The following is a 19263-nucleotide window of genomic DNA, read 5'->3' on the forward strand; positions in this document are numbered from 1 at the left end:
CGTGCCGGGCGCGGAGTTTCAGGCAATCTTCAGTCCCCGACCGGCCCGCGGACCGCGTGCAGCAGCGGCGCGCGACTGTACCCCGGCGGCAGATCGGGCAGCGGTTCGCCGAGGTACTCCTCGAACAATCCCGACAGCGCCCGCAACTCGACCGCATCGAAACCCACTGAGCGCAGCAGGTTCTCGATCTCCTCGGGTTCGAAGAAACTCAGCCACGGCTCGTTCAACGCCGCGATCCGCTCGGCCCGCGCCCGTACCGCCGCACGCTCCTCGTCCGTGTTCCCCGCGCTCAGGTAGTCGAGCACGACATGCACCGGCTGTCCCTGACCCGCGATGAACCGCAGGGTCTCCTCGATGGCGACCCGGGTCAGATACATGACCACACCGAGCCAGACGAACACCGCCGACCGCTCCCGATCGAAGCCAGCGGCAGCCAATCCCCCTGCCAGCGTGCCGGTTTCGAAATCCACCGGAACGAACGTGAGCGACTCCGGAATCTCGATCCCGGCCTGCGCGAGCATCTCACGCTTCCACTCCTGCGTGTCCGGATGGTCGACCTCGAACACCCGCAGACCGGGATACGGATTCCGATACCCGAACGTATCCAGCCCCGCCCCCAGAATCACCACCTGTGTGGTCCCGTCGGCCACCGCCGCGGCCACCACCTCCTCGGCGAACCGAGCCCGCGCCGCCAGGAAATACCGGCGCACCCGCTGCCGCGGATCGTTCCCGCCCGGCCGATCCAGGGTCGCGGTATCCAGATCCCCGATCCGATCCGCCGTCATCCCCAGAATTCGCGCCGCCAGCGGATCGGTGAACACCCGAGGCTCCCCCGAAAGCTGGTGATGGGCCCGCGCATACGCGGTAGCCAACGCCGTCCTACTCGCCCTACCCGTCTCCATGGGCTCAGCCTAGAACCGTCCCCGGCCGTCGGAACTATGACAAACAACTCGCCTAGTCTTCGGCTGTGGACGTATTGAGCCCGAAGGCGCTGTTGTTCGACGTACAGGGGACCGCTACCGATTTCCATTCGACCATCCGGCGGGCGGCCGAGGCCACGCTCGGGGGTGAGCGGCCGGGAGAGGACTGGGGCGCGTTCGTGAACGAGTGGCGGGCCGCGTATTTCGCGGCGACGTCGCAGCGGCCGGAGCAGGGGCCCTGGGTGAGCGTGGCCTCGGTGTACCGGAAGACGCTCGACCCGCTGCTCGAGGCGAGGGGGATCTCGATCGGGGTGCCGCAGCGGGAGGAGCTGGCCCGGGCCTGGGCTCGGCTCGACCCGTGGCCGGATACGGTGGCGGGGCTGCGGCGGTTGCGGGGACGGTTCACGCTGGCGACGCTGTCGAATGCGGATGTCAGTGCCGTGGTGGAGATCTCGCGGCACGGGGAGCTGCCGTGGCATGCCGTGTTCGCAGCGGAGATGGCCGGGGTGTTCAAGCCGGATCCGCGGACCTACCGGCTCGCAGCGCGGTATCTGGGGCTGGAACCCGCCGAGATCATGATGGTGGCCAGCCACAAGTACGACATCCGGGCGGCCGGCGAGCTCGGATTCCGGACGGCGTTCATCACGCGCCCCCTGGAGTACGGCGATCCCGAGCTCGGCGATGCGGAGTTTTCGGATGAATTCGATATCAATGCCGTGGATTTCCTCGACCTGGCCGATCAGCTCGGCTGCTGAGGGCACCCCGGTCTCCTACAGTGGCAAGTGGGCGTCTCGATACGGGAGGATCGGCCTTGTCCACAACGCTTGTGAAGGGTCAGAACGGACCGCTCACCGCGCCGGAGGTGGTGGTTTCCGTCCGGGTCGCGGCGGCCGCCGCGCTGTCCGCGCTGCTGGTGACCGAGCACGGGAAGGTGCGCTCGGACGCGGATTTCGTGTTCTACAACCAGCCGGCCGGGCCCGGGGTGCGGCTGCGGAACGGGGAGGCGGGGCAGCCCGCCGAACTGTCGGTGGCGCTGACCCAGGTGCCCGCCGACATCACCCAGATCCGGGCGGTGATCACGCTCGACGAGGCCGGGTCCACCTTCGGCCGCATCGCGCCGCCGATCGCGCTGGTCTCCGATGAGCACGGGAACCCGCTGTACGAGTACGAGATCGAGGATCTGCAGAGCGAATCGATCGTGATCGCGGTCGAGCTGTACCGGCGCTACGGCAACTGGAAGGTGCGCGCGGTCGGCCAGGGCTATGCGGGCGGCTTCGCGGCCCTGGTCACCGACCACGGGGTCACCGTCGAGGAAGCGCCGCCCGCCGAGACCCGCACCGCTCCCCCGCCCCCGCCGCCGTCCCCCACGGCCTACCCGCCGCCGGCCGAGCCGACCTATGTCACGCCGAACTCGCCGTATCCCACTCAGCCGCCACCGAACTCGCCATATAGCACTCAACCACCGCGGACTTCACCGTATCCCGCTCAGCCCCAGCAGAATTCGGCGTATCAGGTCCCGCCGCCCCCGAACCCCGCGCCGCCGGCCGGTGACGGCGGACTCTCACGCGGGCGACCGGTGAATCTGTCCAAGGGCCAGCGCGTCACCCTGCGCAAGGACGGCGGTGTCGCGCTGACCCGGATTCGGATGGGGCTCGGCTGGGATCCCGCCCGGCAGGGCGGTCTGTTCGGGCGGCGACCGGTGAACATCGACCTGGACGCCTGGGTGGCCATGTTCGCCGACCGGCATCTGGTGGACGTGGCCTACTACGGGCAGCTGACGTCCAAGGACGGCTCCATCCGGCATTCGGGCGACAACCTGACCGGTGAGGGCGCTGCCGGGGACGACGAGGTGATCCTGGTCGACCTGAGCCGGGTGCCACGCCAGGTGAACACGCTGCTGTTCATCGTCACCTCGTATCAGGGCCACACCTTCGAGCAGGTCAGCAATGCCTACTGCCGGCTGGTGGACGACACCACGCAGGCCGAGCTGGCCCGGTACGCGCTGGCGGGTGGCATGCCGTTCACGGCGATCGCCATGGCCAAGGTGTTCCGCGCGAACGGCGAGTGGGCCCTGCAGGCCATCGGAGAGGGCTTCCAGGCCAAGCATCCGGGCGAGGCTGTCCCGCAGCTGGGCCGGTTCATCACCGTCTCCTGAGAGCACAACGCCCGCCGGAAACGGGGCGCGCCCGGATTGGACGCGCCCCCGCCCCGAACCGAACCGGGAATCAGGCGCCGTAACGCAGCACCACGAAGTTGTCGCCCTGCGCGGAATCCTTGGTGGTCCCTGCCACCACGATCCCGCCATTCGCCTGCAGCGCCACGGCATTCCCGTGATCGGCCGCCGTCCCGAGGTCGGTGCTCACCTTCCCGTTCGCACCGAAGCCGCTGTCGGGCTTGCCGTCGGAGGTGTAGCGGGCCAGCGCGATATTGTCCCCGGTGCCGGTCCCGCTGCTGGTGCCGACCGCGATGATCGTGCCGTCGTGGGCCAGCGCGACCGCGGCCGCCACATCGGACTTGCCGCCGAAGTCCGTGGTGGCCTTGCCATCGGCACCGAAACCGCTGTCCGGCTTGCCATCCGGCGTGTACCGCACCACCAGGAAGTTGTCGCCCTGCACCGGATCCTTGGTGCTGCCCACCACCACGATCTTGCCGTCGGACTGCACCGCCACCGCATTGCCGTGATCCGCGGCGGTGCCCAGATCGGAGCTCACCTGACCGTTGACGCCGAACCCGGGATCCGGCTTGCCGTCGGAGGTGTAGCGCGCGACGGCAATATTGTCGCCGGTGGTGGTGCCGCTGCTGGTCCCGGCGACCACGATCTTGCCATCTGATTCCACGACAACGGATTTCGCAATATCGGACCTACCACCGAAATCGGTCGATACCTTGCCGTCGGTGCCGAATCCGCTGTCCAGCTTGCCATCCTGCGTATATCGCAGCACCACGAAGTTGTCGCCCTGCACCTGGTCCCGCGTGCTGCCGGCCACCACGATCTTGCCGTCGGCCTGCACCGCCACCGCATTGCCATGGTCGGCCGCGGTGCCCAGGTCGGCGCTCACCTGGCCGTTGACGCCGAAACCATTGTCCAGCTTGCCATCCGCGGAATAGCGGGCGACGGCGATATTGTCCCCGGTGGCGGTACTGTGGCTGGTACCCACCGCGACGATCTTGCCGTCGGCCTGGAGCGCGACCGCGCTCGCCACATCCGATTTGCCGCCGAAGTCGGTGACCACCTTGCCACCGTTGCCGAAGGCGCTGTCCAGCTTGCCGTCCGCGGAGTAGCGGACCACGGCGAAGTTGTCGCCCTGGGCCGGATCCTGGGTGCTGCCGGCGACGACGATCTTGCCATCAGGCTGCACCACAACGGCATTCGCGTGATCGGCCTGCGACCCTAGATCCGTGGTGACCTTGCCGCCGTCACCGAACCCGGTGTCCAGCGTGCCCGCGGCAACCGAACTGCCCTGCGCGCCCGTGCAGGCGGTGATGACGAGCCCGACGATGGCCAGGAAGACCAGTAGCAGCAGGGATTTCGGTGTGACTCCGAACCGTCGTGACGTACGCAACATGTGAGCTACCTCGTTTCAGCAATGGAAGGGGGTAGAGCAGCACAGATTGGAACCACGAAAACTACGACAGTATGGCCGGAATCCGGATCCGGCCGGACCCGGATGAACCTGTTCACCCGCGGCACACCGGCGACTCGCCGGAAAACTCGGCCGGGCGAGCCGGCCGAGGTCCGGAACTCAGAGGAACTTACCGACCTGCGACGCCGCCTCGACCGGATGTCCGGCCTGGATCGGGTGACCGAGCGCCTGCACCTTCCAGATGCCGTCCTCGCGGTGCACTTTCGCCACCACCATGCCGGTGTGCGGGCCGCCCGAGCTCAGGTTGGACCGGGTGAGCTCGGCGCTGTTGGTGCCGTCGATCAAGCGCCAGAAGGCATTGCGCACCCGCTCGAAGGTGTGCCCCGCATAGGAGGTGATGACGAAGACGATGGCGGTGACGTGCGAGCCGACCCGGGTCAGGTCGACCGTGATGACCTCGTCGTCGCCCTTGCCCTCGCCGGTGAGGTTGTCGCCGGAGTGCCGGATGGCGCCGTCCTTGGTCACCAGCTGGCCGTAGTACGCCGCGTCCACCAGATCGTGCCCGGCGTACACCAGGGCCGAGGCGTCCAGATCGATCTCGACCGGGCGCGAACCCCACTTGTGCTGCACATGGACGGGATCCCAGCCCAGCCCCATCTTGACGAAGCTCAGGTCGGCGCCCTGCCGCCGCAGCGCGACGGTGTCGCCGACCCGCAGCACCGGCGCGATGACGGGCGCGGCCGGGCGCGCCGGCTGCGGCGAGGTACTGATCGACACGCCGTGATCGGCGAGCAGTGCCGCGAAGCCGCCGGGATGGCCGAAGCCGACCGCCCGGGCATACCAGCCGTCGGCGCCGCGGTCCAGATCCACCGCCGCCACCGTCGACTCGTTGCCGAGGCCGTCGATCACGTACTCGTACAACGGGATTCCGCGTTCGTCGGCGATGCCGATGTGCGGTGCGGGATAGTCGCCGAGGCGGCCGTCGCGGTCGTCCAGGGTGACCACGATGCGAATGTGCGCCACCCCCTGCGGTACCGACGCCAGGCTGACGGCGACGGCGTTCTGCCCGGGCACCAGCTGGATGCCGGGGCCCGCGGGTTGGCTGTAGAAGATCAGGTCGTTGTCGTCTCGGACGGCGCCCCGATCGGTGAGAAGCAGCGCGGCCAGATCGATACCCGCGCTGAAGTGCACCGTCACGGTGATATCCGCGACGCCCAGTTCACCGGTCTGCCCTTGGGTGAGAAGTGCGGCCACGCTCCCACTTTATGGGAACCATGGGTCACCCGGACGAAACGAAGCGATATCGCTTTTTCGCGCGCGAACCTTAGGGCATGTCACAGCGTCAGGCCATCCCCCGGTGAATCGTTTTATGCCACAACACGAATCGGTCGCATGATCAGTAACTTACGAGTACCCTACTCGACAGTAGCCTGCGGGGCTACCGTTCAGTAGGGGACACGCAGGCACCACTGGACACCAGCAGACTGTCCGTCATCGGGGTCGGGCGCCGACGGGCATGAAAATGTAAGGGACTGTTTTGGTTCAGTCGGATGCACCGGTCGTTCGCCGCGCCACCGAAGCCGACATCGAGGACATGGTCCGGGTGCTCGCCCTGGCCTTCGAGTCCGACGATCCGATCGAGGACTACGTCTTCCCCGATCCCGTGGTCCGCCGCCGGCGCGCGCCCGGCATGCTTCGCGTTCTGATCAAACACCGCTACCTGCCCGCCGATGCCGCGCTGGTGGCGGAGGTGGACGACCGGATCGTCGGCGTGTCGCTGTGGATTCCGGACGGCTACCGCAATCCGGCATGGCGGGAAGCGATTTCGGGCCCCCAGCTGCTGTGGGCCATGGGCGTCGGCGCGACCAAGCGCGGCATCGAGGTGGATGCCGCCATCGCCCGCACCGCACCCGCCGAACCGCACAACTATCTGGTCTATCTGGGCGCGGAACCCCAGGCGCAGCGGGCGGGTGTGGGCCGCGCGTTACTGGCCCGGCTCACCGCCGAATCCGACGCGCACGGACGCGCGCTGTGCGGAATCTGCAAGGACGAGAACGTCGCCTACTACGAGACGATCAACTTCGAGCAGGTCGGCCGGACCCGAATCGGGAGTAGTGGTCCGGACATGAACTTCCTGCTGCGTCCGCCGACGCGCGTCAGCGCCGGCTGACGTCGGCAGCGGACGCCCGGATCGTGGATCACGACCCGGGCGGCTCCGCATTGCCTCGGGGGGGATCGCCAGGTTCGTTTCTGTTTTGCCGAGGAGACGTAGTGTCTGCCATTGCCATTGTCGGAATCGGGTGCCGCTACGCAGGTGGTATCGATTCACCGGAATCGTTCTGGGACTTCATCATCAACAAGGGCGACGGGGTCGTGGAGATCCCGTCCTCTCGGTGGGACTACCGCCGCTTCTACGACCCGGACAAGCGCACGCCGGGGCGCATGTACACCAAGCGCGCCGCCTTCATGACCGGCGATCCGTGGGCCTTCGACCCCGAGTTCTTCGGCATCTCACCGCGCGAGGCCGCCGCCATGGACCCCCAGCAGCGGCTGGTGCTCGAGGTCGCCTGGGAGGCACTGGACGACGCGGGCATCGCCGGTCGCGTCTCGGGTGCGCCGATCGGCGTCTACGTCGGGGCCTTCACCCTCGACCAGATGGGCACGTCCCTGACCAATGCGACGCTGCCCTGGGTGGACATGCACACCCCGGCGGGCGCGTCGTACACCATGATCTCCAACCGGATCGCGTACGCGCTCAACATGATCGGCCCCGCCCTGACGGTGGACACCGCGTGCTCGTCGTCGCTGGTGGCCTTCCACCTGGCCTGCCAGGCGCTGGAGAACGGCGACTGCACCGTGGCGCTGGCCGGCGGCGTCACCCTGATGCTGCAGCCCGAGACGTTCGTGTCCATGTGCAAGGGCGGCTTCCTGGCCGCCGACGGCCGCAGCAAGCCCTTCGACGCGAGCGCGGACGGCTACGGGCGCGGCGAGGGCTCGGGCATGGTGGTCCTGAAGCGGCTCGAAGACGCCGAGCGCGACGGGGACCGGATCTACGCGGTGGTCAAGGCGACCGGGTCCAATCAGGACGGGCGCACCACCGCCATCACCGTGCCCAATGCCGATCTGCAGGAGGCCCTGGCGAAGTCGGTGACCGAGCGGGCGGGCATCGCGCCGCACGAGGTCACCTACGTGGAGGCGCACGGGACCGGCACGCCGGTCGGCGATCCGCTCGAGCTGCGGGCCATCGGCCGCGCCTACGGACGGGTCGCGGAGCGCACCGGACCGCTGGGCGTGGGCTCGGTGAAGGCGCAGCTCGGGCACACCGAGGCGGCCTCCGGCATCGCCAGTGTCATCAAGTCGGCGCTGGCCATCACCCACCGCACGATCGCCCCGCAGGGCTGGCTCGACGAGCCCAACCCCGACATCCCCTTCGAGGAGCTCGGCCTGGCGCTGCAACTGGAGGCCCAGCCGGTCGCGCCGGAGACGCGAATGACCATCGCGGTCAACGGCTTCGGATACGGCGGCACCAACGCGCACGCCATCCTCCAGGAGTACATCCCGGCGGAGGCGCCCGCCCATGAGCCCGGACACCATGGCGTACTGCCGATTTCGGCCCGCACCGACACGGCCGCTCGCGCCCTCGCACGCGGCTTCGCCGAGCTCATCGCGGCGGGCGCCGAGCCCGCCCGGCTGGCCGAGGCGGCGTGGACGCGCCGCCACCATCACCCCGTGCGCGCCGGCCTGACCTTCGGTGACGACGCCGAGCTGGTGCGGGCGCTGGTGGACTTCGCCAATGGCGAGGGCCGCACCGCCAAGGTGATCACCCGCAAGGTGCCCGAGCCGGTCTTCGTCTTCACCGGCATGGGACCGCAGTGGTGGGCCATGGGCCGCCAACTGCTCACCGCCGGTGGCACTTTCGCCGCCGCGGCCGAGCGGATCGACGCCGTGTTCCGGGAGATCTCGGGCTGGTCCATCGTCGAGGAACTGTTGCGGCCCGAGGAGGAATCGCGGGTCACCTCGACGGCGGTCGCCCAGCCCGCCAACTTCCTGATCCAGGTGGCGCTGGTCGCGCTGCTCGAGGAGCTCGGGATCCGGCCCGCCGCCGTGGTCGGCCACAGTGTCGGCGAGGTGTCGGCCGCCTACGTCACCGGGATGCTCTCGCTGCGGGACGCGCTGCTGGTCAGTTATCACCGGGCGCGGTTGCAGGCCACCACGGCCGGTTCGGGCGGCATGCTGGCCATCGGCCTGCCGCAGGCCGCGGCCCTGGAGCTGATCGAGGGCGATGAGCTGGTCAGCATCGCGGCGATCAACAGCCCGAGCGCGGTCACCCTGGCCGGCAATGAGCAGCGGCTCGACGAGATCGCCGAATCCCTCACCGAGCAGGGCATTTTCGCGCGCCGACTACAGGTCGAGGTGCCCTACCACAGCTATCTGATGGATCCCATCCTCGACGAGCTGCGCTCGGAGCTGGCCGATCTGGCGCTCGCCGATCCGCGAATTCCCCTGTGGTCCACCGTGACCGGGACCCGCGTCGGCGCGGGCGACTGGGATGCCGAGTACTGGTGCGCCAATGTGCGGCAGCCGGTGCGCTTCGCCGACGCCGTCACCGAGCTGGTGGGCGCGGGCAGTCGGGTGTTCCTGGAGGTCGGCCCGCATCCGGTGCTGGGAGCCAACATTCGCGAGATCCTCATCGGGGCGGGCGAGACCGGCACCACCGTCGCCACCCTCAATCGCAAGCAGGCCGACGACGAGAGCGTCCGGCAGACCGTCGCGGGCCTCTACACCGCGGGCGTGCTCGACATCGACGCCCTCTTCGGCACCGTCGTCACCCCGCACGTGGACCTGCCGCGCTATCCGTGGCAGCGCACCCGGCTGCGCGTCGAACTGCTGGGCGTGCAACAGCTCAAGTACGGCACCCCCGGCGGCTACCGCATGCTCGGCGATCCGATGCTCGAGGACCCGACCACGGCCTGGCGCATCCAGCTCAGCGTGGGCGATCTGCCGTGGCTGGCCGACCATGTGGTGGGCGGCTCCCGGATCCTGCCCGGCGCGGCCTATCTGGACGCGGCGCTGAGCGCGGCGGCGCTGCGCACCGAGTCCACCCGGGTGGCCGTCGAGGATGTCCGCTTCCTCGCGCCGCTGGTGGTGGACGAGGGCATGGCGCCGGTGGTGGAGCTGCACGTGGAGGAATCCACGCGGCGGTTCACGATTCGCTCCCGCGAGCCCGCGAGCATCAACTGGACCATCAATGCCACCGGCCGGCTGGTCGAGGGCGTGTACGAGCCGAGCAAGGCCGACCTGCCGGCGCTCGAGGAGATGCTCGCCATCGACCCGGACGCCTACTACACCGCCTTCGCCGCACGCGGCCTGGACTACGGCCCGGCCTTCCGCCGCGCCACCGAGCTGCGGGTGTCCGGCAATACCGTGGTCGCCACCCTGGACGGCGCCATCGCCCGCGACAGCGGCCACCTCGCCCATCCGGCCGTCGTCGACGCGGCCGTGCAGTGCTTCGGCGCGGTCCTCGCCGCCGCGCCGAATGCCGAACGGGGCGCGCTGGTTCCGGTCGCGGTGGAGGGGGTGCGGGTGTTCGCGCCCATCCCCGACCAGGTGACCGTGGTGGCGCGGCTGCACAGTGGTGACAATCTGACCTGCGACTACGACCTGCTCGACGCCGAGCGGAACGTGGTCATGCGGATCATCGGGCTGCGGCTGGGGGCCATCAACCCGGATCGCGGTGCGCTGCAACGGCTCACGGACTACTTCTACGAAGGCCGCTGGGACATGCGGGAACCCGTGGACACCAGCGCGCTGCCGTCCCCAGAGACGGCGTACACCCTGGCCATCGACCTCGCCACCGAGGCCGGTCCGCGCGCCGGTTTCATCGCGGGCTCGACGGCCCACGGTGAGGTGCTCGCGGTCGGCGATCCGACCCGCGAGGACCTGGAAGCCGTGGTGCGCGAACGGCTTCAGCAGATCGTGGCGCTGAGCGGCGTCGAGCGCACGCACGTCGTCCTGGTGGCGGGTTCGGAATACACCGACCTGGACGCGCTCTGGACGCTGCGCCGGATCGCGGTGACGATCGAGGGCTTCCTCGAGGACTGGCTGCAGCAGCGCGGCGACGAAATCCCCATGACCGGTGACGGTTCCATCCACGTCTCCCTGGTCACCGAGCGCGCCTTCGCGCACCCGGACGAGGATGCCGCGCCCGACCCGGCCCACGCCGCCCTGGCCGGCGCCCGCCGGGTGCTGCTCAATGAGCAGTCGCGGCTGCGCTGGCGGCTGATCGACGTGGATCCCGAGGTGGCCGAGGCGGATCTGGCCGCCGAGCTCGCCATCGCGGGCGCCTTCACCTACGACCATTCCGACGAGGTGGTGCTGCGCAACGGCCTGCGCTGGGTGACGGTGGTCGCGGCCACCCTGCCCGACCGGCTCGAAGCCCTGGACCGGGCCGAACCGCTCACCGATCCGGAGGCGAATTTCCGTCTGGAGCTGCCGAAGTCGCGGGTGCTGTCCCGGCTCGCGTGGCGGCGCTGCGACCGGCGCGCCCCGGGGCCGACCGAGGTCGAGGTGCGGATCCTGGCCATCGGCCTGGGCTACAAGGACCCGCTCAAGGTCATCGGCGTGCTCGGCGAGCGCGAGATGGCGGGCACCTTCTACGGCACCGAACCCGGCATGGAGGCCGACGCCGTCGTCGTCCGCGTCGGTGCGGACGTCGACAATGTGGCCGTCGGCGATCGGGTGTTCCTGACCTCCAAGGCCATGATCTCCCGCTTCCACACCACCGACGCGGACCTGATCACCCGGGTCGCCGACAGCACCGAGGTCGGCCGGTGCACGAGCACCGTGGCCTTCGCCACCGCCGAGCACTCGCTGCTGGAGCTGGCGCGGGTGCGCGCCGGCGATGTGGTGCTGGTGCACGGCGCGGCGGGCGGCGTCGGCTCGGCGGCGGTGCAGATCGCGAAACTGCACGGGACCACCGTGATCGGCACCGCGGGCAGTGACGAGCGCCGGGCCTACGTCCTGTCGCAGGGCGCGGACCACGCGCTGGACTCCCGCTCGCTCAACTTCGCCGACGACGTCCTCGGCCTCACCGAAGGCCGGGGCGTGGACGTGGTGATCAGCACCGCGCCCGGGGAGATCCTGCGCCGGAACTTCAAGGCGGTGGCCGAGTTCGGGCGCATCGTGGAGATCGGCAAGGCCGACATCTACACCGGCGGCGTACTCGACCTGGGGTACTTCGACAAGAACCTCTCCTACCACTCCTTCGACCTGGACCGCATGCTCGCGTTCAAGCGCAGGCCCACCGGAGAACTCGTGCGGGGCGTGCACGAGAAGCTGGCCGCCGGGATCTACCGGTACCTGCCCTACGAGCTGTACGACACCGCCGACGTGGCCAAGGCCTTCGAGGACGTGGCCCGGTCGGCGCACTTCGGCCGCATCGCGGTGAGCCTGGAATCCGAAGCGCCGCAGGTGCGCCCGATGATTCCGGCGGTCACCGTGGATCCGGCGGCGCAGTACCTGATCACCGGCGGCTTCGGCGCCTTCGGCCTGGCCATGGGCCGGTGGCTGGTCGGGCTGGGCGCCCGGCGGCTCACCCTGCTCGGGCGCGGCGGCCCGCGGACCGAGGCCGCCCGGACCCAGCTCGCACTCTGGCAGGAACAGGGCGTCGAGGTGGTCGAGGAGCGGGTGGACGTCACCGACGCCTACGCCATGACCGCGGTGATCGCGCGGGCGCACACCGCCGAGCACCCGCTGCGCGGCGTCTTCCACACCGCGGGCAGCCTCGACGACAAGCGCGTACCCGATATGAGCCGGGACAGCCTCGCCACCGTGTACCGGCCCAAGGCCGAGGGCGTGATCGCGCTGCGGCGCGGCATCGAGGCCGCCGGGGCCGAGCTCGACATGTTCGTGCTGTTCTCCTCCGGCAGCGCCATTTTCGGCAGCATCGGCCAATACGCCTACACCGCGGCCAATCTCGCGCTCGATGCCACCGCGGACGTGGTGGCGCGGCAGGGCGGCACCGCGCTGTCGGTCGGCTGGGGCCACATGTCCGGCGGCGGAATGGCCGAGGACGAGTACGTGTCCCGCTACCTGCGCACCGCCGGATTCGATCCGATCAGCATGGAGGAGGGCGCCGAATACCTGGAGAAGGCACTGGAACTCGGCATCCACCACCAGGCGTCCATCATTCCCATCGACTGGTCCCGGGTGGCCGCCACGGTGTCCTGGTACGCCATGACCGGGCGCACCGCCGAGCGCGTCGCCGCCGCGGTCGAGGACAATTCGGCCGCGTCGCATCTGGTGGCGGCGCTGCGCGAGCTCGACGAGCAGAAGCGCGCCGACGTGGTGGCGCACATGCTGGCCGAACAGCTGGCGGTGGTCATGGGCGTCGACGCCGACTCCATCGATCTGACCGTGCCGGTGCCGGAACTGGGCCTGGACTCGCTGATGGCGGTGGAATTCGGTGCGCTGGTGAGCAAGACGCTCGGCGTGGACCTGATGTCCATGAAGGTCGGCCGGTCCTTCACCCTCCAGCAGGCGGGCGCCCGCGCGGCCGAACTCCTGGTCGGCGGCGACGCGGCGGCAACCGGCCAGGCGGTGCCGGCATGACCGAGTCCGCACGCGATCTGGCCCGGAAACTCCTGGCGGGCAACGGGATCAAGGAGACGACGGCCACGGGCACCGCGGCACCGCACCCGGTGTCCACCGGGATCGCACCGCCGGGCCGGATCGCGGCCGCGCGCACCCCGCGCGGTCCCGGCCGTCAGTTCGCCGATCACCCCGATGTCGCCGCGGCCGTGGTGAAGCGGGCCGCCATCGGCGCCCTCTACGGGCAGTCGGGGATGCCGAACCCGGTGTTCCTGCCGCGAACCAGCCCGAACGACACCGTGATCCGGGCCCTGGACACCGACCTGGTGAACTTCAGCGCCTACAACTACCTCGGGTTGTCCAGCCACCCCCGGGTGGTGCGGGCCGCCAAGGACGCGCTCGACCAGTACGGCGCGTCCGCGTCGGCCAGCCGGATCGTCTCCGGCGAGATCCCGCTCTACGGCGAACTCGAACAGCGGCTGGCCGGGATCTACGACGTGGGCGACGCCATGGTGACCACCAGCGGCTATCTCACCAATGCCGGGGTCATCGGCTTCCTGCTGCGCGAGGGCGATGTGGCCTTCTGCGACAGCCTGATTCACGGCAGCGTGGTGTCGGGCACGCAGTGGGCGGGTTGCCGCCGGATCAACTTCCGGCACAATGACCCGGACTCGCTGCGGTCGGTGCTGAAGATGTCGCGCTCCGGATTCGACCGGGCGATGGTGGTCATCGAAGGCCACTACTCCATGGACGGCACCGTCGGCCGCGTTGCCGAACTGGCCGCCGTCGCACGGGAATTCGACTGTGCGGTCATGGTGGACGAGGCCCATTCGCTCGGCGTCCTCGGACCCACCGGGCACGGCATTCGCGAGCACTACGGCATGGCCGGCGCGGATGTGGACATCTGGATGGGCACGCTGTCCAAGGCGCTGGGCAGCGTCGGCGGGTTCATCGCCGCCGACGCCGATCTCATCGGGGCGATGAAGTCGAGCGCGCCCGGCGTGGCCATGCTGACCGGCGGGCCCGTGCCCTCGGGCATCGCCGCGGCACTGGCCGGGCTGGAGGTGCTGGAGGCCGAGCCGGAGCGGGTCACCCGGCTGTGGGAGAACGCGCGCCTGTTCGATGCCGCGCTGCGGGAGCGGGAGCTGAATCTCGGTGACTCCCAGGGCACCCCGATCCTGCCGGTGATCGTGCCGGGCGAGATCCGGGCCGGATTCGTCTCGGCCCACCTGCTCCAGCACGGCGTGTACGCCGGGGCCATTTCGGCCCCGGCGGTCCCGGTGGGCAAGGAGCGGCTCCGCTTCTTCATCACCTCGGAACACACGCGGCAGCAACTGCTCTCGACGGCCGACCTGCTCGCCGAGGCGATTGCCGTGTCCGGTCAGCTGCCCGCCGACATGACGGGCTGACGCACCCCCGCGCGCTGTGGGCGGAGTGCGAACACCGCCCACAGCAGCAGGCCCAGCATGGTTGCGACGACACCGATCTCGCACACCAGCGCCCAGCCGCCCGCCTCGTAGGCCACCCCGGCGGTCACCGAACCGGCCACACCGCCCAGGAAGTAGGTGACCATGTACGCGGTCGTCAGGCGGCTGCGCGCGGCCGGATCGAGGGTGTAGATGGCGCTCTGATTGGTCAGATGCGCGCCCTGGATGCCGAAGTCGAAGATCACCAGCGCGGCGATCAACGCGACCACGCTGTGCCCGCCCCAGGCCATCAGCGCCCAGCTCGCCAGCAGCACCAGCCAGGTCAGCGTGGTGACGCGGCGCAGGTGCCCGCGATCGGCCATCCGCCCGACCACCGGCGCGCCCAGCGCCCCGACCACACCCGCCAGACCGAACAGGCCGATGGTGAATTCGCCGTAGTGGTAATCACTTCCGTGCGACCCGGACAGCAGGAACGCGATGGCCGTCCACACCGCCGAGAAGCAGGCCATGAGGATGAAACCCAGCATCATGCGCTGCCGCAGCACCGCGTGCCGGCGGATCAGACCCAGGATCGAGGCCAGCACCTGCGGGTAGCTCTCGCCCGTGGCCGCCCGCGGCGTGGCGGGCGCGAGCAGGTACACGCTCACCGCCATGACCACCTGCAGTCCGGCCGCCACCAGCAGCACCGCCCGCCAGCCGCCCAGCTGCGCCACCGCCCCGGACAGCACCCGCGACAACAGGATTCCCAGCAGCAGTCCGCTCATCACCGTGCCGACCACCTGCCCGCGCCGGGCCGGATCGGCCAGCGCCGAGGCCCACGGCACCACCACCTGCGCGGCCGAGGCCGCGACACCGGTGGCCACCACCCCCGCGAACAGCACCGCGAAATTGGGCGCGCAGGCCGAAACCAGCAGGGCCGCAACCGAGGCCAGCAGCAGCACCGGGACCATGCGGTGGCGGCGCAGGAAGTCACCCAGCGGCACCAGCAGGGCCAGGCCGCACAGATAGCCGATCTGCGCGGCGCTGACCAGCAGGGCCGCCGTCGCGGTGGAGATGCTCAGATCCCCGGCGACCTGGTGCAGCAGGGGTTGCAGATAGTAGTTGCCGGCCGCGGAGGAGCCCGCGGTCACCGCGAACACCAGCACCGTCGTCCGGGTCAGCGCCGCGCCGGGCGCTGTCGCGGTGTCGGGCGCGGGCCGGGCGGGAGCCACGGTCATCGAATCAGTCACCAGTCCATGGTGGATGCGGCGATGGATCAACAAAAGCGATGGTTTTCGATACTGCCATCTCTGAAGTAGATGGCATCGGTAGGCTCGGAGTATGGAGTTGCGTCAGATCGAATGCTTCCTGGCCTGCTGCGACCATCGGTCCTTCACCGCCGCGGCCCGCGCCCTCAACCTGGTCCAATCGGCGGTCTCCACCAGCGTCGGCAAGCTCGAACACGAACTCGGGGTGCGCCTGTTCGACCGCACGCCGCGCACCCTGGAACTCACCGAGGCGGGGCGGGCCATGGTCGCTCCCGCCCGGACGCTGCTGCGCGCCCGGCGCGACATCGTGGACGCCATCGACGCCGCCCGCGGCGAGATCCGCGGCGAGGTGGTCGTCGGCAATCTCATGAACATCCACAATTTCGACCTGGCGGGCATCATCGCCCAACTGCACCAGCGGTTTCCGGCGGTGACCCTGCAGATGCGGCAGAGCATCTCCGGCGTCGCGGGCAATGTGGCCGGGCTGCGCGACAATTCGCTCGAGCTGGCGCTGCTGGCCGGCATGAGCAGCGAATTTCCGGGCATCACCACGCATCTCATCGCCGAGGAGACCCTCGTGCTCTGCACCGGGCCGAACCATCCGCTGGCGGGGCGTCCGTTCCGGGCCGCCGACCTGGACGGCGTGCGCTACATCGACTTCCCGCCGGGCTGGGGCATCCGCACCATCGCCGACGAGCTTTTTCCGGGCCGCGTTCCCGTGATCGAGGTGGCCGACCAGGCCTTCGCACTGGAATTGGCCGCCAAGGACTTCGGGATGGTCCTCATCCCGAAGTCCGTCGCGCTGCTCTCCCCCGGCGTGCCCCACTCCGAATTCGCACCCCGGCCGCTGCCCTGGAAACTGTGCGTCGGCCACGCAGTCGAGCGCACGCCGTCCAATGCGGCTCGCACCGTGATCGAGGCCCTCACGGCGGACAACCGGCTCAGGAACCGGTGATCGCGGGCGGGCCGGTGACGGTCAGCGGCGGGACCGGGCCGGTATAGGGCTCGATCTCCACCAGGGACAGCTGACCGGTGCAGCCCTGACTCAGGCGGGAGGTGCCGCGATCGTCGGTCAGCGCGTTCGGGTTTCCGTGGCGGCAGAAAGCCGGGGCGGCCGGGTCGGGGTCGTACCAGGCGCCGGTCGACAGCTGTGCGACTCCGGGACGTACCGCGTCGCTGATATCCAGCCCGGCCAGACAGCTGCCGCGGTCATTGAAGATCCGGACGATGTCACCCGCGGCGAGGCCGCGGACGGCGGCGTCGTCGGGATGTAGCCGGACCGGTTCGCGGCCGGAGATTTTCGTGGACTGGCTGTGCGCGCCGATATCCAGCTGACTGTGCAGCTTGGTGCGGGGCTGGTTGGCCACCAGCTGCAGCGGGAACCGCGCCGCCAGCGGGCTGCCCAGCCACTCGTCGGGCTCGAGCCAGACCGGATGTCCCGGGCAATCGTCGTAGCCGAAGCCCGCGATGGTCTCGGAGAAGATCTCGATCCGGCCGCTCGGAGTGCGGAGCGGGTGCGCCGACGGGTCGGCCCGGAAGTCCGCGAACGCGATGTGCTCCTCGGCCTCGATGGGCAGGGCTATCGACTCCCCGGCCCAGAACGAGTCGTAGTCCGGCACCTCGTGACCGCGGTCGCGCAGCCGCTCGCGCCATTCGTCGTAGAGATGGCGCAGCCACTCCCGCGTTGTCCGCCCCTCGGTGAATTCCTTTCCGACGCCCAATCTTTCGGCCAGCTCACCGAACATCCAGTAGTCGTCACGGGCCTCGCCGTGCGGGCGGGTCAAGGCCGGCATCGGGAACAGGAAGCGGTCGCCCTCGCCGGAGCCGTAGTCGTCGCGTTCGATCGTCATGGTCGACGGGAGCACGATGTCGGCGTGCCGGGCGGTGGCCGTCCAGAACGGATCGTGCACCACCACGGTGTCCGGGCGGCCGAAGGCGGTGCGCAGCCGGGCCAGGTTCTGGTGGTGATGGAAAGGATTGCCGCCGGCCCAGTAGACCAGCCGGATAGTCGGATACGTCCGGTGCTCGCCGTTGTATTCGTAAGGCGCGCCGGGGTTCAGCAGCATGTCCGCGATGCGCGCGACCGGGATGAAGTCATCGACGCCGTTGACGCCCTGGGACAGACGCGGGGGCGACGTGAGCCGCACGGCCAGACCGACATTCGCGGCCGACCCGTAGCCGTGGCCGAATCCGCCGCCGGGCAAACCGATCTGTCCGAGCATGGCGGCGAGGACCACGCCGAGCCACAGCGGCTGCTCGCCGTATCGGGCGCGTTGCAGCGACCAGCTCACCGTGACCAGCGTGCGCGTGCCCGCCATCTCCCGCGCCAGCGTCCGAATCCGTTCCGCGGCAATGCCGGTGATCGGCTCGGCCCACTCCGGATCCTTGACGACGCCGTCGACCGCACCGCGCAGATAGCCGGCGAAGCGCTCGTAGCCGACGGTGTAGCGGTCCAGGAAAGCGTTGTCCGCCAAGCCTTCCGCGTCCAGCACCTGGGCGAGCGCGAGCATCAGGGCGGTATCGCTGCCGGGCCGGGCGGCGATCCATTCGGCGTCCGCTCCGGCCGGAATATCGTCGCGCAGCGGCGAGACGGTGACGAACCGGCAGCCGTTCTCCCGCGCCGTCTCGATCCAGCCGCGACCGTTGTGCCGCGAGACTCCGCCCGGCGCCACCGCTGTGTTCTTCGGCGACAGTCCCCCGAACGAGACCACCAGCCTCGAATGCTCGGCCAGCACCGATTTCGTCGTTGCGCGCGACATGATCGTGCCCATATCCGCGAGGATGTGCGGCAGCAACACCGTCGACGCGCCCAGGCTGTAGCTGTTGCGGTGCGAGACATACCCGCCGAGGCAGTTCAGGAAGCGGTGAACCTGGCTCTGCGCGTGATGGAATCGCCCGGCGCTGGCCCAGCCGTAGGAACCGCCGTACACCGCCGTCGGTCCGAATTCGCGGTACACCCTGGACAATTCACCGGCCAGCAGATCCAGCGCGGTGTCCCAGGACACCGGCACGAACTCGTCGGCGCCGCGCGCCGCGGGTCCAGGACCGTTCTCGAGCCAGCCCTTTCGCACGTAGGGCTGCGAGATGCGCGCCGGATGATGTTGGGCCGAGGCCACATTCTCGATCAGCGGGGTGGGTTCCGGATCACCTCGCCAGGGCCGCACCGCCGTGAGCCGGTCCCCGTCGCTGCTCGCCTCGAAAACGCCCCAGTGGGTGAGATGCGTGGCCATCCGACCAACATACGCCCGGCAGACCCGGCCGGCTCGCTCAACGACACCCGGTCCGGCTCAGGAACAACTGCACAGCCCATGTCGAAAACACTGCGCGGTAACGGATTACGCGGCCGATGAGCTGTTCCGCGACTACCGGCGGGCGGTCCACGCGGATCCGGCGGGCGGTCCAGGCGGATTCGGCAGCCCAACTGGGTTGCGCAATCGATAACTCGGAGTACGCTCATTTTTGAGTCCACTCAGTTTTCTGATCCGGGTTGTTGGAG

11 protein-coding genes are annotated in these 19263 nt (G+C 69.6%); 6 read left to right on the forward strand and 5 right to left on the reverse strand.

Annotated elements, in window-relative coordinates; genetic code table 11:
• Window positions 1-29 precede the first annotated feature (29 nt).
• A complete protein-coding gene (locus ACFXHE_RS29960) occupies window positions 30-902 on the reverse strand; it encodes a class I SAM-dependent methyltransferase (RefSeq protein WP_379387770.1) in 873 nt (290 codons plus the stop codon).
• Window positions 903-967: 65 nt separating this feature from the next.
• Between ACFXHE_RS29960 and ACFXHE_RS29965 the strand changes: the two genes are divergently transcribed.
• Both ACFXHE_RS29965 and ACFXHE_RS29970 read left to right on the forward strand, forming a co-directional pair.
• Window positions 968-1675 (forward strand): haloacid dehalogenase type II, encoded by a 708-nt coding sequence (locus ACFXHE_RS29965; RefSeq protein ID WP_379387771.1) that lies wholly within the window; start codon window positions 968-970, stop codon window positions 1673-1675.
• A 56-nt stretch (window positions 1676-1731) separates the two neighbouring features.
• Entirely contained in the window at window positions 1732-3075 is a 1344-nt protein-coding gene (locus tag ACFXHE_RS29970) for a TerD family protein (protein WP_379387772.1), read from the forward strand.
• A gap of 70 nt (window positions 3076-3145) precedes the next feature.
• On the opposite strand, the gene ACFXHE_RS29975 is transcribed toward ACFXHE_RS29970, so the two are convergent.
• Both ACFXHE_RS29975 and ACFXHE_RS29980 read right to left on the reverse strand, forming a co-directional pair.
• Window positions 3146-4486 carry a hypothetical protein gene (locus ACFXHE_RS29975; RefSeq protein ID WP_379387773.1) on the reverse strand — a complete coding sequence of 447 codons (1341 nt, stop codon included), beginning with the start codon at window positions 4484-4486 and terminating at the stop codon, window positions 3146-3148.
• 177 nt (window positions 4487-4663) lie between these two features.
• Complete coding sequence (locus tag ACFXHE_RS29980; RefSeq protein WP_379387774.1) at window positions 4664-5758, reverse strand: TerD family protein; 1095 nt, start codon at window positions 5756-5758, stop codon at window positions 4664-4666.
• Window positions 5759-6041: 283 nt separating this feature from the next.
• On the opposite strand from ACFXHE_RS29980, the gene ACFXHE_RS29985 reads away from it, so the two are divergent.
• The 3 genes from ACFXHE_RS29985 (at window position 6042) to ACFXHE_RS29995 (ending at window position 14502) form a co-directional block, all read left to right on the forward strand.
• Complete coding sequence (locus ACFXHE_RS29985; RefSeq protein WP_379387775.1) at window positions 6042-6674, forward strand: GNAT family N-acetyltransferase; 633 nt, start codon at window positions 6042-6044, stop codon at window positions 6672-6674.
• 101 nt (window positions 6675-6775) lie between these two features.
• Window positions 6776-13114 carry an SDR family NAD(P)-dependent oxidoreductase gene (locus ACFXHE_RS29990; RefSeq protein ID WP_379387776.1) on the forward strand — a complete coding sequence of 2113 codons (6339 nt, stop codon included), beginning with the start codon at window positions 6776-6778 and terminating at the stop codon, window positions 13112-13114.
• Entirely contained in the window at window positions 13111-14502 is a 1392-nt protein-coding gene (locus ACFXHE_RS29995; RefSeq protein WP_379387777.1) for an aminotransferase class I/II-fold pyridoxal phosphate-dependent enzyme, read from the forward strand. The genes ACFXHE_RS29990 and ACFXHE_RS29995 overlap by 4 nt, the downstream gene beginning before the upstream one ends.
• On the opposite strand, the gene ACFXHE_RS30000 is transcribed toward ACFXHE_RS29995, so the two are convergent.
• Window positions 14475-15737, reverse strand: coding sequence for an MFS transporter (locus tag ACFXHE_RS30000; RefSeq protein WP_379387904.1), 1263 nt, complete (start codon window positions 15735-15737; stop codon window positions 14475-14477). The genes ACFXHE_RS29995 and ACFXHE_RS30000 overlap by 28 nt on opposite strands.
• Before the next feature lie 103 nt (window positions 15738-15840).
• Between ACFXHE_RS30000 and ACFXHE_RS30005 the strand changes: the two genes are divergently transcribed.
• Window positions 15841-16722 (forward strand): LysR family transcriptional regulator, encoded by an 882-nt coding sequence (locus ACFXHE_RS30005; RefSeq protein ID WP_379387778.1) that lies wholly within the window; start codon window positions 15841-15843, stop codon window positions 16720-16722.
• On the opposite strand, the gene ACFXHE_RS30010 is transcribed toward ACFXHE_RS30005, so the two are convergent.
• Window positions 16709-18997, reverse strand: coding sequence for a molybdopterin-dependent oxidoreductase (locus ACFXHE_RS30010; protein ID WP_379387779.1), 2289 nt, complete (start codon window positions 18995-18997; stop codon window positions 16709-16711). The genes ACFXHE_RS30005 and ACFXHE_RS30010 overlap by 14 nt on opposite strands.
• Window positions 18998-19263 lie beyond the last annotated feature (266 nt).

This window comes from Nocardia sp. NPDC059229, assembly GCF_042754165.1.
Taxonomy (GTDB): Bacteria; Actinomycetota; Actinomycetes; order Mycobacteriales; family Mycobacteriaceae; genus Nocardia.